Here is a 14,375-nt window from a genome sequence, read left to right as displayed (position 1 = left end):
CAAGCCCCGAGCGCCCGCTCGTAAGCCCGCGCGCACTGTGCAGACTGTCAAAATCCCACCCCCTCTTTTGTACACATGCGGCTCATGACGGAGCCCCCGTGGGGAGCGATAGCCTTGTCACGTGATCAGCGCGATATGTCGCGGGAGCGTCCGTCTTCCCGCTTTGCGCCCGGACCGCACGGACGACATCCGTGGCCGGGCGGTCGCTGGTCTTCGCGGGCGGTACGGGTCACCGAGAGCAGTCTCACAGTCTCCGGCGGTGCCGAACATGGCCGATAACGCCCCGCCCCTCTCACATCGCGGCATAGCGTCGAAGCAGACCGGACACCCCGCGTCGCGGCGCTATGTCACTTCACGTTTTTCGGCGTCACGCAACGGCGCGCGACAGGAGCCAGAGGACAATGCAGACCAAGCTGGACGAAGCCAAGGCCGAGCTGCTCGAACGGGCCGCCCGGGTAGCTGAGAACAGCCCGGCCGGGGTGCATCTACCGACCGGGACGAAGGACGAGGGCACCTCCGCCACCCCGGACCACGCCACCGTGCTCGCGTTCCTCCAGCGCTACTACCTGCACACCGCCCCGGAGGATCTCACCGACCGTGACCCGGTCGATGTCTTCGGAGCCGCCTTCTCCCACTACCGGCTGGCCGAAAACCGACCCCAGGGCACGGCCAATGTGCGGGTCCACACCCCGACCGTCGAGGAGAACGGCTGGACCTGCAGCCATTCCGTCGTCGAGGTGGTCACCGACGACATGCCCTTCCTCGTCGACTCCGTGACCAACGAGCTGTCCCGGCAGGGGCGCGGCATTCACGTCGTGATCCACCCCCAGTTCGTCGTACGGCGCGATGTCACCGGCAAGCTCATCGAGGTCCAGCCCACCCGGCCCGCCGCCGAGGACCTGCCGCACGACGCTCACATCGAGTCCTGGATCCACGTCGAGATCGACCGCGAGACCGACCGCGCCGACCTGAAGCAGATCACCGCCGATCTGCTGCGCGTGCTCTCCGACGCCCGCGAGGCCGTCGAGGACTGGGAGAAGATGCGGGACGCCGCGCTGCGCATCGCCGACGACCTGCCGGCCGAGCCCACCGCCGACGATCTGCGCGACCAGGAGGTCGAGGAGGCCCGCGAGCTGCTGCGCTGGCTGGCCGCCGACCACTTCACCTTCCTCGGCTACCGCGAGTACGAACTGACGGAGGACGACTCCCTCGCCGCCGTACCCGGCACCGGCCTCGGCATTCTGCGCGCCGACCCGCACCACAGCGGCGACGACGCCCACGGTCACTCGCACTCCTTCAGCCGGCTCCCCGCCGACGCGCGCGCCAAGGCTCGCGAGCACAAGCTCCTCATCCTCACCAAGGCCAACAGCCGCTCCACCGTGCACCGTCCGTCCTACCTCGACTACATCGGCGTGAAGAGGTTCGACGAGAACGGGAACGTCATCGGTGAGCGGCGCTTCCTCGGGCTCTTCTCCTCCGCCGCGTACACCGAATCCGTACGCCGTGTGCCGGTGATCCGCCGCAAGGTCCAGGAGGTCCTCAAGGGCGCGGGCTTCTCGCCCAACAGCCACGACGGGCGCGATCTGCTCCAGATCCTGGAGACGTACCCGCGCGACGAGCTGTTCCAGACCCCGGTCGACGAGCTGCGCTCCATCGTCACCTCCGTCCTCTACCTGCAGGAGCGCCGGCGGCTCCGCCTCTACCTGCGCCAGGACGAGTACGGCCGCTACTACTCGGCCCTCGTCTACCTGCCGCGCGACCGCTACACCACGGCCGTACGCCTGAGGATCATCGACATCCTCAAGGAGGAGCTCGGCGGCACCAGCGTCGACTTCACGGCCTGGAACACTGAGTCGATCCTGTCCCGGCTGCACTTCGTGGTCCGCGTTCCGCAGGGCACCGAGCTGCCGGAGCTGTCCGACGCCGACAAGGAGCGCATCGAGGCGCGGCTCGTGGAGGCCGCCCGTTCCTGGGCCGACGGTTTCGCCGAGGCGCTGAACGCCGAGTGCGGCGAGGAGCGCGCGGCCGAACTGCTGCGCCGGTACGGCAACGCCATCCCCGAGGGCTACAAGGCCGACCACAACCCGCGCGCGGCGGTCGCCGACCTGCTGCACCTGGAGCAGCTCGGCGACGGCAAGGACTTCGCGCTCAGCCTGTACGAGCCGGTGGGCGCCGGGCCCGGCGAGCGCCGCTTCAAGATCTACCGCACCGGAGCGCCGGTCTCCCTCTCCGCCGTCCTGCCGGTGCTCACCCGGCTCGGCGTCGAGGTCACCGACGAGCGCCCGTACGAGCTGCGCTGCTCGGACCGCACCTCCGCATGGATCTACGACTTCGGCCTGCGCGTGCCCCCGCCCAAGGGCAGCGGCGACTATCTCGCCGACGACGCCCGCGAGCGCTTCCAGGACGCCTTCTCGGCTACCTGGACCGGGCAGGCCGAGAACGACGGCTTCAACTCCCTCGTCCTGAGCGCCGGCCTGAGCTGGCGGCAGGCGATGGTGCTGCGTGCGTACGCGAAGTACCTGCGCCAGGCCGGCTCCACCTTCAGCCAGGACTACATGGAGGACACCCTCCGCAACAACGTCCACACCACCCGGCTGCTCGTCTCCCTCTTCGAGGCGCGGATGTCCCCGGACCGACAGCGGGCGGGTACGGAACTGACCGACGCCCTCCTCGAGGAGCTGGACGCCGCCCTCGACCAGGTCGCCTCCCTCGACGAGGACCGGATCCTGCGGTCGTTCCTGACCGTCATCAAGGCGACCCTGCGCACCAACTTCTTCCAGGAGGCGGCGGGCGCGAAGCCGCACGAGTACGTCTCCATGAAGTTCGACCCGACGGCCATCCCCGACCTTCCCGCGCCGCGTCCGGCGTACGAGATCTGGGTGTACTCACCGCGTGTCGAGGGCGTCCACCTGCGGTTCGGGAAGGTCGCGCGAGGCGGTCTGCGCTGGTCCGACCGCCGTGAGGACTTCCGGACGGAGATCCTCGGCCTGGTCAAGGCGCAGATGGTCAAGAACACCGTCATCGTGCCGGTCGGCGCGAAGGGCGGCTTCGTCGCCAAGCATCTGCCGGACCCGTCCGTGGACCGCGACGCCTGGCTGGCCGAGGGCATCCGCAGCTACAAGACCTTCATCTCGGCGCTGCTCGACATCACCGACAACATGGTGGCCGGTGAGGTCGTACCGCCCGCCGACGTCGTACGGCACGACGAGGACGACACCTACCTCGTCGTCGCCGCCGACAAGGGCACCGCGACCTTCTCGGACATCGCCAACGAGGTCGCGCAGAACTACAACTTCTGGCTCGGCGACGCCTTCGCCTCGGGCGGCAGCGCCGGCTACGACCACAAGAAGATGGGCATCACCGCCCGCGGCGCCTGGGAGTCCGTGGAGCGGCACTTCCGGGAGCTGGGCGTGAACACGCAGACCGACGACTTCACCGTCGTCGGGGTCGGCGACATGTCCGGGGACGTGTTCGGCAACGGCATGCTGCTGTCCGAGCACATCCGCCTGGTCGCCGCCTTCGACCACCGGCACATCGTCATCGACCCGGACCCGGACGCGGCCACCTCCTATGCCGAGCGCCGCCGCCTCTTCGAGCTGCCCCGCAGCTCCTGGGCCGACTACAACAAGGAGCTGCTGTCACAGGGCGGCGGCATCTTCCCGCGCAGCGCCAAGTCCATCCCGCTCAACAGCCACATCCGTCAGGCCCTCGGCATCGAGGACCGCGTCGCCAAGATGACCCCGGCCGATCTGATGCGGGCGATTCTCAAGGCACCGGTCGACCTGCTGTGGAACGGCGGCATCGGTACGTACGTGAAGGCGTCGACCGAGACGCACGCGGACGTCGGGGACAAGGCCAACGACGCGATCCGCGTGGACGGCGCCGACCTCAGGGTCAAGGTCGTCGGCGAGGGCGGCAACCTGGGTCTGACCCAGCTCGGCCGGATCGAGTTCGCGCAGCATGGCGGCAAGGTCAACACCGACGCCATCGACAACAGCGCGGGCGTGGACACCTCCGACCACGAGGTGAACATCAAGATCCTGCTCAACACGGTCGTCGCGGACGGCGACATGACCGTCAAGCAGCGCAACAAGCTGCTCGCCGAGATGACCGACGAGGTCGGCCAACTGGTCCTGCGCAACAACTACGCCCAGAACGTGGCGCTTGCCAACGCGCTCGCCCAGTCCCCGGACATGCTCCACGCCCAGCACCGCTATCTACGCCACCTGGTGCGCGCCGGGCACCTCGACCGGGCCCTGGAGTTCATGCCAACCGAGCGCCAGATCCGTGAGCGCCTCAACACCGGGCACGGTCTGACCCAGCCGGAGACGGCCGTCCTCCTCGCGTACACGAAGATCACGGTCGCCGACGAGCTGCTGCACACCTCGCTGCCCGACGACCTGTACCTGCGCGGCCTGCTGCACGCGTACTTCCCGACCGCGCTGCGCGAGCAGTTCCTGTCGCAGATCGACAGCCACCCGCTGCGCCGCGAGATCACCACGACGGTGCTGGTCAACGACACGGTCAACACCGGCGGTACGAGCTTCCTGCACCGACTGCGCGAGGAGACCGGAGCCTCCCTCGAGGAGATCGTCCGGGCGCAGACCGCGGCCCGCGCGATCTTCGGGCTGAGCGAGGTGTGGGACGAGGTCGAGGCGCTCGACAACAGGGTCGAAGCGGCCGTCCAGACCCGTATCCGCCTGCACTCCCGCCGTCTCGTCGAGCGCGGCACCCGCTGGCTGCTCAACAACCGGCCGCAGCCGCTCGAGCTCGCCGAGACGATCGACTTCTTCAGCGAGGGAGTCGCACGGGTCTGGGCCGAGCTGCCAAAGCTCGTGCGCGGCGCGGACCTGGAGTGGTACGAGCGGATCTACGACGAGCTGTCGGCCTCCGGTGTCCCGGACGAGCTCGCCCAGCGCGTCGCCGGTTTCTCCGCGGCCTTCCCGGCGCTCGACGTCGTCGCGGTGGCCGACCGCACCGGCAAGGACCCGATGGAGGTCGCCGAGGTGTACTACGACCTCGCCGACCGCCTCCGCGTCAGCCAGCTCATGGACCGCATCATCGAGCTCCCGCGCGCCGACCGCTGGCAGTCCATGGCCCGCGCCTCCATCCGCGAGGACCTGTACGCGGCCCACGCGGCGCTCACCTCCGACGTCCTCGCCTTCGGAAACGGCGCGGCCACACCGGAGCAGCGCTTCAAGGCCTGGGAGCAGAAGAACGCGGCGATCCTGGGCCGGGCTCGTACGACCCTGGAGGAGATCCAGAGCTCGGAGTCCTTCGACCTGGCGAACCTGTCGGTGGCGATGCGGACGATGAGGACGTTGTTGCGTACGCATTTGTAGGCCGTACGTACGGCGGTACGTACGAGGACGGGGGCGACCGGGACATTTAGGATCAATGGGGTGAACCTGGATCCGTCCCGGCCGCCCGGCGCCACTGCCGCCGTACCCGACGTCACCGTCGTCGTCATCGTCTACAACGACGCGTCCCGCCTGCCGACGGCCGTCCGCTCCGTGCTGGCGCAGACGCTGCGCGGCGTCGAGGTCGTGATCGTGGACGACCGCAGCACGGACGGCTCGTACGAGACGGCCCGGCGGCTGTCCGCCGAGCATCCCGATCGCGTACGCGCCTACCGGCTCCCGGAGAACAGCGGCGGCTGCGGCGCGCCGCGCAACCACGGCCTCGCGCAGGCGCGCGGTACGTATGTCGTCTTCCTCGACAGCGACGACGTACTGGAACGCAATGCCTGCCGGAACCTCCTGGAAGCGGCCGAGACCACCGGCGCCGACCTCGTCTCCGGGCTGTGCGTCCGCGTGTATGTGGATGCGCGCAGCCGCAAGGAGGTCAAGTGGTACCCCTGGCTGTACGCGCGCACCCGCACCCTGGAGTCGATCGCCGAGCTGCCCGACCTGCTGGTCTTCGACACCCTGTCGACGAACAAGTGCTACCGCCGGCAGTTCCTGCTGGACCGGGACCTGCGCTTCCCCGTCGGCATCCACTACGAGGACCTGCTCTTCTCGGCGCGGGCGTATGCGGCCGCCCGCCGCATCACCCTGATCCCCAACCGCGTGTACGACTGGAACGTCGTCGAAAAGGCCGCCACGAAGTCGATCAGCAACCGGCGCGACGAGATCGCCAACTTCGCACAACGGATGGAGATCCATCGCCGGGTCGACCAACTGTTCGCGGAACAGGGCCTGTTGGAGCTGAAGTTCCACAAGGACGTCAAGTTCCTCAAGCACGATCTGGTGCTGCACCTGCGTGAACTGCCGTTCCGGGACGCCGCCTACCGGCAGGAGTTCGCCGCGATCGCCCGCGACTACCTCGACTCGATCGACCGCTCCGCGTTCGACGAGGTGGAACCCATCCATGCCATCTGCGCCCATCTGCTGCGGGCGAGCGACTGGGACCACCTCCTCCCGGCCGTGGACACGCTCACCAACCGCGACAAGATCTCCTCGCCGCTCCTCGAACGCGACGGGCGGATCTACTGGTGCGACGCCGGTCATCCCGACGGCGACGGTTTCGGGCGGCAGGTCCTGGACGTCACCGAACTCGGCTACCACACCAAGCCGCTCCAGAAGATGTTCCTGCGCAACGCCCTGACCGGCTACGCGGAAGCGGCCGGCACGGTCCGTCTCGCCGGGCGCATCACCAACCCGCTCGGCATCATCCCGCCCGGCGCGCGGCTCACCGGCGAGCTGGAGTTCTACGCCCGCCGCAAGGGCCTGCGCTTCCAGACCTTCCGGTTCCCCGTAACCACCCTGCGGCACGAGGGCGAGACCATCGCCTGGGAGGCTTCGGCGGACCTTGCGCGCGGGCTGCGTCCGCTGGGCATCGTGGACGCCGTATGGGATGTACGGCTCCATCTCGACGTCGACGGCGCCCGCACCACGACCCGGCTCACCGCCTCCGAACCAGGCCTGGCCGCCGGGCAGTTGCCCGTCCGGCCCCGGCTCACCCGGCTGGCCGCCCACCACATAGAGCCCGACATCTCCTCGCGCGGCCATCTCTGCTTCCGGCTGGTGTCCCGCGAGCAGGTGGACAGGTTCGTCGCACGTGGCGTGCAGGGGCCGCCAGGCCGGCTCGCCAAGTCCGGATACCGGAAGGCGAAAGCGGTGCGCAAGAAGCTGACCTCCGGTGACACCAAGATCCGGCTGTACCACGAGGCGTTCAGCCGGCTGCCCGTGAAGAAGCGCCTGGTCGTCTTCGAGAGTCACCTGGGCCGGCAGTACAGCGACAGCCCGCGGGCCATCTACGAGGAAATGCGGCGCCAGGGCCTGGAGTTCGAGGCGGTGTGGTCGTACACCGGCAGCCCGGTGGGCTTCCCGTCCGACGCCACGCTCGTACGCCGTTGGTCGCTGCCCTATCTCCAGGCGCTGGCCCGGGCCGAGTTCTGGATCGACAACCAGAGCTATCCGCTGAAGCTCACCAAGCGGCCGCAGACCACGTACATCCAGACCTGGCACGGCTCGGCGCTCAAGCGGATGGGCTTCGACGAGCCGGAGTGGAAGCTCAGGTTCCGTCGCGGGCAGGAGGAGCAGCAGCGCACACTGGACCGTTTCGACCGCTTCCTGATCCGCACCGAGCACGACGTCCGCACGCTCGCCCGCGCCTTCCGCCTCCAGGAGAAGACACTGCTGCGGGTGGGCTACCCGCGCAACGACGCGCTCGTACGAGCCCGCCGGGCCACCGAACGACCGCCGCTGGCCGCCGAGTTGGGCATCCCGGAGGACAGAAGGGTCCTGCTGTACGCGCCCACCTTCCGCGGACGCGGGAAGGGCCGCTTCGAGCTGCCCTTCGACGTGGAGCGTTTCGCGGACACCTTCGGCGACCGCCACGTCCTCCTCGTCCGCCCGCATTACCTCAACCACGTGGTGCTCCCGCCGTCCGTGCGGGGCCGTGTCATCGACGTATCGACACACCACGACGTGACCCCGCTACTGGCGCTCGCCGACGGCCTGATCACCGACTACTCGTCCGTGATGTTCGACTACGCCCTCCTCGACCGGCCGATGTTCTTCTTCGCTTACGACTACGAGGAGTACGTGTACGAGGGCCGCGGGACCTACTTCGACCTGCTGGAACGGGCACCCGGACCCGTCGTGCGCACCGAGGACGAACTGCACGCCGTCCTCGGCTCGTTGGAGAGACAGGTGGTCAAGTACGCGGCGGCACGGGAGCGGTTCGTCGCGGACTTCGGCGAGTACGACAAGGGGAACGCGGCGCAGAGCGTCGTCGAGCAGTTCTTCTCCCAGTGGAGGCCCTAGTGGAGGCGCGCGTGACCGGGCACCCCGAGCGGGACGTCTTCTTCGTCTCCAACAGCGTCAACGAGCTGGGCGGAGTGACGAGTTGGTCGCACCAGATGGCCCGGCTGTTCACCGGGCGCGGGCATCGCGTGCACGTCGTCGGCATCACTCCGGCCGAGGTCGAGCAGGAACTGGGCGACGAACTCCCGTACCCCACAACGACCTTGTACGACGCCCAGCCGCCCCGCCCCGGCCGGGCCCGCCGGACGAGCATGCGCGAACAGGCCGCCAGGCTGACGGCGCTGTTCCGGGCGGCGCGGCCCGGCGCGGTCGTGATCGTCACGCAGGTGTGGGCCATGGAGTGGGTGGAACTGGCCGGCACAGGGGGACCGGCCGACACACGGGGACTGGCCGGCACACGGGGACCGGCCGACACTCGGGGACTGACGGTCATCGGCATGACCCACGAGTCGTTCGCGTATTCCAAGGCGGCCGGGCGCTTCCGGCGCGTGCTCAGGCACTACCGCGACGTCGACCGCCTGCTCGCCCTGACCCGCGAGGACGCGGACCTGTGGATCGGACAGGGCCTCAACAACGTCTCGTACATGCCGAATCCGCTGCCCTTCATGCCCGCCACCCCCTCGCCGCGCACCGCGAACGTGGTCGTCAGCATGGGGCGTCTGCACGACCAGAAGGGCATCGACATGCTCCTCGACACCTGGTCCGAGGTCGCCCCGCAGCACCCCGGCTGGACCCTGCGGATCTACGGCTCCGGCGAGGACGAGGAGGTACTGAAGAAGCAGTGCACGGCACTGGGGCTCGACAACTGTGTTGAGTGGATGGGGAGTACGGGCAATGCGGCGGGCGCGTTGCGCGGCGGCTCGGTCTTCGTCCAGTCGTCGCGGGGTGAGGGTTTCCCGCTCGCTCTGATGGAGGCGATGGCTACGGGCCTGCCGTGCGCCGCGTTCGACTGCGCGCCCGGGGTGCGCGAGATCGTCCGGGACGGGGAGGACGGTCTGCTCGCGGGCCTCGGCAACACAGGCGAACTGGCCCGCAGACTGGGCACGTTGATGTCCGACCAGGAGTTGCGGGACCGGATGGGGGACGCGGCGAGGGCGAACATCCAGCGCTACAGAACGGATGAGATCGTACGGCGTTGGGAGGAGTTGTTCGCTTTCCTGGAGCGCTGAGGGGGACTCCAGGCCCGCCCCTTCCGTCACCGCTTCCTTCGCCCGCTCCTCGCTGCTGGCGAACGCTGCGCTCACCAGGGCGAGCGAGGTCACGGTCACCGTCGCGGCGGCGATTTCCCTGCAGGGCACGGGCGCCTGCCAGGACGGTGAGCCCTGGGACAAGGCCGGGACCACGGAGGCGAGGGTGAACACACAAACGCTCAGGATGAACAGAAGCCTGCGCCCGAAGCGGTCGGCCGCGGTGGCACCGGCCATGTCCTGTCTGGCTGTCGCACCGTCACAGGCTAGCCCAACGGTGATCCATCACTCCACCCACGCGCTGGCGGGCACGTGCTTCATCGTGGTCGCCCGCCCGAAATGCCGGCGGGCACGCTCCACGCGCGGGTACGGACGGCGGTTCTGGCGCGTGTAGGGCTCTGGTACCTAGCGAAACTGAGCGGCCACGTGACCACACGTACGGTAACGGGCCGCGCCCGGGTTCCACGCTGGGCGAGGCGCCGTCCGAGTAGCAACAGCAGATGGACGCCCGTGACGGTAGCGGCCGGCACCGACATGGGCCGGGTCAGGAGCCCGTCCGGACATCGCCTGGTGTCGGATCCCGCAGGCCCTCGCGGACAAACGTTGAGATCACTTGGCGGCGGCTTCGGGAGAGGGCCGATTCCATGATCACATGTGACGCTGGGGATCAAACCAGAAATAAACGGTCATTAAATCAAGGTAAACGGGTGCATTCAGGCATCATTCGGACTAAACTGGGCATGTCCGTGTGAGGCGGCGCTGTCGTCGCGAGTTCGACCCGAGGAGAGATTCATGGGGCATGCCCTGGCTGCCACCCCCGACCCGACCCCGCGTGCCAACGCTGCCTTGGCTGCCGATTGCCAGACATGTAACGGCTGGGGAAGTGTGCTCACCTGCGGGGGGCGTCATGAGCTGTGCCCAGAATGCCAATCCCGTGGCGATCAGGGGCGTACCGACAGCAGCAATGCGGCTCGGGGGGAGTGAGCTGTCAACGGCCATTGGGGTGCCCTGGTGGGCGGCCAGCGGTGAACTCCTCATAGGCGGCCAGCACTGCGGAGGTCGGCCCGTCCATCCGGAGCTCGCCTCTTTCGAGCCACAGCACCCGGTCACACGTGTCCCGGATCGACTTGTTGTTGTGACTGACCAGGAACACCGTGCCCGCATGCTTCCGCAGCTCCCGGATCCGGGCCTCGGACCGCCTCTGGAAGGAGCGGTCTCCGGTGGCCAGCGCCTCGTCGATCATCAGCACGTCGTGATCCTTCGCGGCGGCGATCGAGAACCGGAGCCGTGCTGCCATCCCGGAGGAATACGTGCGCATGGGCAACGTAATGAAGTCCCCCTTCTCATTGATCCCGGAGAAGTCGACGATCTCCTCGTACCGCTCACGGATCTGCTCGCGGGACATCCCCATGGCGAGCCCTCCGAGGCGGACATTGCGCTCACCCGTGAGGTCGTTCATCAGAGCGGCGTTCACGCCGAGCAGGGACGGCTGGCCATGCGTGAAGATACGGCCGCTCTCCACGGGCAGCAGCCCCGCGACCGCCTTGAGCAGGGTCGACTTGCCGGACCCGTTCGTTCCGATCAGCCCGATGGCCTCCCCCTTGTACGCGGTGAAGGACACGCTCCTGACCGCGTGGACCTTGCGTACGCCCGCCGCCTGCTCCGTCTTCTTGCCGCGGAGGATGCGGTTGAGCGCGGCGGTGGCGGAGCCGCGGCCGGCGCCGGTGCCGTTGACGCGGTAGACGATGTCGACGCGGTCGGCGATGACGGTGGGGATCTTCTCGTGGTTCTCAGCGTTCTCTGGGTTCTCTGCTTGCTCAGCCACGTCCGTACGTCTCCTCGGCCTTCCAGAAGTAGATGAAGCCGCCGACGCCCGCGAGGAACGCCCAGCCGATCGCGAGCGGCCACACGTGCTGCGGCAACCGGCCTTCCTGGAAGCTGTCGATCAGCGCGAACCGCATGAGGTCGATGTAGATCGCGGCCGGATTGCACTCCAGCGCGAGCAGCACGACGCGCGGCAGGTCCTGGTGAGCGCTGAGCACTCTGTCGATGCTCCACATGACACCCGAGACGTACATCCAGGTACGCAGCAGGAACGGCATCAGCTGCGCGATGTCCGGCGTCTTCGCCCCCATCCGCGCCATGATCATCGCCACGCCCGCGTTGAACACGAACTGAAGTGCCAGAGCCGGGACCGCCAGCAGCCACGACGCCGCGACCGGCACCCCGAAGCAGAGCAGGATCACGATCAGCGCAGCCATCGAGAACAGCAACTGCTGGAGCTGTTGCAGCGCGTACGACACCGGCAGTGCGGCACGCGGGAAGTGCAGCGCCCTGACCAGGCCCAGGCTGCCCGAGATCGCCCGCGTGCCCGCCATGATCGAACTCTGCGTGAACGTCCACACGAACACGCCCGTGACCAGGAACGGGACGTAGTCGGGCACTCCCCGGCTGGTGCCCATCAGCTTGCCGAAGACGAGGTAGTAGACCGCCGCGTTCAGCAACGGCGTCGCCACCTGCCAGACCTGCCCGAGCTTCGCCTGGCTGTACTGCGCGGTGAGCCTGGCCGTCGCGTACGCCGTGATGAAGTGCCGCCGCGCCCACAGCCGGCGGACGTACGCGGGCAGGGTGGGGCGGGCGCCGCTGACTGTGAGGCCGTAGCGGGCGGCGAGTGCTGCGGGGTCGTCGGCGGGCGGGGCGTCGGGTGGGGCCGGCGCCGGGGGCGCGGTGTCGAGGACCTGACTCACGTGCGCTCCTTGCGCTTGGCGTTACGTCGGGACGGGACCGTATCGTCGCAACGTGAGCGTAGACAGGTCCAGCGTCGGAACGCAACCGTTTCGTCGTAACGCCCCTATGCTGTGCGGCATGACGAAGAACCCCGACGGGAAAGCTGCCGGAAACGCCGACGGAGCCGCCCAGGGCTCCCAGCAGCCACGCCGAAGAGCTCCGGCTGGGGCGGCCGTACTCCGCGAGGATGTGACGGAAGCCATCCGGTCGGCCGTCTTCGAGGAACTCGCGGCCGTCGGCTACGCCCGGATGTCCATCGAGGGCATCGCGCGCCGCGCGGGCGTAGGCAAGACAGCGGTCTACCGCCGGTGGCGTTCCAAGCTGCACCTGGTGCTCGACCTGGTGTCGGCGATCGCGGTCCAGGGCTTGCCGGCACCGGACACCGGAACCCTGGAGGGCGACCTGAGGCTGCTGTACGAGGTCACGGCCCGCGCCCTCCGCCACCCCTTGGCCTCGCAGATCATTCCCGACCTGCAGGCGGAGGCGGCCCGCAACCCGGACATCGCGGAAGCCATGCAGAAGGCCCTGCGAGAAGGCCAGGAGGGCGTCGCAAGCGGCATCGTCGCGGCGGCCGAGCGGCGCGGCGAGGTCCGTATGGGTATCGACGACGAGATGGCCCTCGACCTCATCTCCGGCCCGCTGTACTGGCGCTCGGTGGTGATCCGCGACCCGAAACTGCCGAAGGGCTACCTGGAGAAGCTGGCGCGGGCCACAGCGGCGGCGCTCAAGGCGTTGTAGGCGGTGTGGGCCTTGTCACGGGCCTGTGATGGGGCGCGCGGTGGCCCGCGTTGCACACCGGGCGCCGGATCGTTGTCATCCGTGACTCACACCTCGGGCCCGCGCTGGCGCATACTGGTTTCACGATGACGAAGCCTTCCGCGCCCCGGCGCCATCTGCCCACCAGTCCCTTCAAAGCTCCGGTTGCCCCGGTCGCCAAGCACTTCGCTCTGGGCGACCGAGTGTCGCACGACCAGTTCGGCCTGGGCACGATCGTCGGCGTCGAGGACGGCGTCGCGATGCTCGTCGACTTCGGTGCCCGCCAGGCCCGAATCGTCAGCCCCTACACCCGCATGGACAAACTCTGACGGAGCCCGTCAGCAACGCTCGCCGCGGACTGGGACAGCCGTCCCACCCGCGGCGAACGCGTTTCCGCCACCGCGGCTAGCGTGAGCGCATGGCCGAGCACCCCGTGGCGCGCTTTTACGACCAGCTTGCCGACGACTACCACCTGATCTACGCCGACTGGGACGCCAGCGTGGTCCGGCAGGGCGGCAGCCTGGACGCGATCATCCGGGCGAGGCTGGGGGAGGGGTCCAGGGCTGTCCTGGACTGCGCGTGCGGGATCGGTACGCAGGCCATCGGGCTGGCGCTCCGGGGGCATCGGGTCACCGGCAGCGACATCAGCAGGGCGGCGGTTGGCCGGGCGGTGCGGGAGGCGGCCGCGCGGGGAGTGCGGCTTCCGGCGGCCGTGGCTGACATGCGCCAACTTCCTTTCGGTGACGGTCATTTCGACGTCGTCGTGTGTGCCGACAACTCGCTTCCCCATCTACTCACCGAGGAGGACGTCCGTACCGCCCTGGCCGCCATGCGACGCGTCCTCCACAAAGGCGGCCTGCTCCTGCTCAGCATTCGCCGCTACGACGAGATCCTCGCCTCCCGCCCCGCCGCCACCCCACCGAGCGTGTCCCGGACCGAGGCCGGCCGGACCGTCGGCTTCCAGCTCTGGGACTGGCACGACGACGGAGAGCACTACGACTTGGAGCACTTCCAACTCGTACCGGACGGGGACGACTGGCAGGTCCGAGTACGGCGCGCCACGTACTGGGCGCTTGGCCAGCGGCAGTTGACGCGGTTCGTCACCGACGCGGGCTTCTCCGAGGTCAGTTGGGAGAGACCTGAGAGCATTGGCTTCTTCCAACCTGTCCTCATCGCGAGGTGAGGTGCCCGGACTTGAGGGTTGAGAGGAGGGCGCGCAGGGGGGCGGGACTGGTGGTGAGGAGTGTTGCGGGGTGGTCGCTCTCGCGGAGGTGTATCGCGGTGTCGGCGGTGGCGAGTTCGACGCAGTCCTCGCCCGAACCGCCGCCCGAGAACGAGGACTTCTGCCAGGTGAGAGGAGTGGACAAGGGGGCGC

The 14,375-nt window shown here is 68.7% G+C and carries 9 protein-coding genes; 6 read left to right on the top strand and 3 right to left on the bottom strand.

The window, feature by feature from the left end; genetic code table 11:
• Nucleotides 1–401 precede the first annotated feature (401 nt).
• Genes ABD357_RS03260 through ABD357_RS03250 form a run of 3 tightly spaced genes read left to right on the top strand, consistent with a single transcriptional unit; the run spans nt 402 to nt 9,439 of the window.
• Complete coding sequence (locus tag ABD357_RS03260; RefSeq protein ID WP_344387348.1) at nt 402–5,342, top strand: NAD-glutamate dehydrogenase; 4,941 nt, start codon at nt 402–404, stop codon at nt 5,340–5,342.
• A 60-nt stretch (nt 5,343–5,402) separates the two neighbouring features.
• Nucleotides 5,403–8,270, top strand: a complete 2,868-nt coding sequence (locus tag ABD357_RS03255; RefSeq protein WP_344387347.1) for a bifunctional glycosyltransferase/CDP-glycerol:glycerophosphate glycerophosphotransferase — start codon at nt 5,403–5,405, stop codon at nt 8,268–8,270.
• Between the two features lie 11 nt (nt 8,271–8,281).
• Nucleotides 8,282–9,439 carry a glycosyltransferase gene (locus ABD357_RS03250; protein ID WP_344387345.1) on the top strand — a complete coding sequence of 386 codons (1,158 nt, stop codon included), beginning with the start codon at nt 8,282–8,284 and terminating at the stop codon, nt 9,437–9,439.
• A 1,006-nt stretch (nt 9,440–10,445) separates the two neighbouring features.
• Here ABD357_RS03250 and ABD357_RS03245 read toward each other — a convergent pair.
• Nucleotides 10,446–11,282, bottom strand: a complete 837-nt coding sequence (locus ABD357_RS03245) for an ABC transporter ATP-binding protein (RefSeq protein ID WP_344387343.1) — start codon at nt 11,280–11,282, stop codon at nt 10,446–10,448.
• Nucleotides 11,275–12,204: an ABC transporter permease gene (locus ABD357_RS03240; RefSeq protein ID WP_344387342.1), complete on the bottom strand. Its 930-nt coding sequence runs from the start codon at nt 12,202–12,204 to the stop codon at nt 11,275–11,277. Before ABD357_RS03240 ends, ABD357_RS03245 begins: the two co-directional genes overlap by 8 nt.
• Nucleotides 12,205–12,310: 106 nt before the next feature.
• On the opposite strand from ABD357_RS03240, the gene ABD357_RS03235 reads away from it, so the two are divergent.
• The 3 genes from ABD357_RS03235 to ABD357_RS03225 all read left to right on the top strand — a co-directional run bounded on the left by ABD357_RS03235 (nt 12,311) and on the right by ABD357_RS03225 (nt 14,183).
• Nucleotides 12,311–12,982 (top strand): TetR/AcrR family transcriptional regulator, encoded by a 672-nt coding sequence (locus ABD357_RS03235; RefSeq protein WP_425584728.1) that lies wholly within the window; start codon nt 12,311–12,313, stop codon nt 12,980–12,982.
• Between the two features lie 125 nt (nt 12,983–13,107).
• Nucleotides 13,108–13,329 (top strand): hypothetical protein, encoded by a 222-nt coding sequence (locus ABD357_RS03230; RefSeq protein ID WP_165345107.1) that lies wholly within the window; start codon nt 13,108–13,110, stop codon nt 13,327–13,329.
• Between the two features lie 89 nt (nt 13,330–13,418).
• Complete coding sequence (locus tag ABD357_RS03225) at nt 13,419–14,183, top strand: class I SAM-dependent methyltransferase (protein ID WP_344387338.1); 765 nt, start codon at nt 13,419–13,421, stop codon at nt 14,181–14,183.
• On the opposite strand, the gene ABD357_RS03220 is transcribed toward ABD357_RS03225, so the two are convergent.
• Nucleotides 14,170–14,367 (bottom strand): DUF397 domain-containing protein, encoded by a 198-nt coding sequence (locus ABD357_RS03220; protein WP_344387336.1) that lies wholly within the window; start codon nt 14,365–14,367, stop codon nt 14,170–14,172. The genes ABD357_RS03225 and ABD357_RS03220 overlap by 14 nt on opposite strands.
• Nucleotides 14,368–14,375 lie beyond the last annotated feature (8 nt).

Source organism: Streptomyces vastus (genome assembly GCF_039532825.1).
Classification (GTDB): Bacteria; Actinomycetota; Actinomycetes; order Streptomycetales; family Streptomycetaceae; genus Streptomyces; species Streptomyces vastus.
Note: the sequence above shows the minus strand (reverse complement) of the source record. Positions and strands in the feature narration are given on the sequence as shown.

Bases quoted from the DNA above. Each gene is read 5' to 3' on its own strand.
- ABD357_RS03260 (WP_344387348.1), top strand. From the start codon at position 402: ATGCAGACCAAGCTGGACGAAGCCAAGGCCGAGCTGCTCGAACGGGCC.
- ABD357_RS03225 (WP_344387338.1), top strand. From the start codon at position 13,419: ATGGCCGAGCACCCCGTGGCGCGCTTTTACGACCAGCTTGCCGACGAC.
- ABD357_RS03235 (WP_425584728.1), top strand. From the start codon at position 12,311: ATGCTGTGCGGCATGACGAAGAACCCCGACGGGAAAGCTGCCGGAAAC.
- ABD357_RS03230 (WP_165345107.1), top strand. From the start codon at position 13,108: ATGACGAAGCCTTCCGCGCCCCGGCGCCATCTGCCCACCAGTCCCTTC.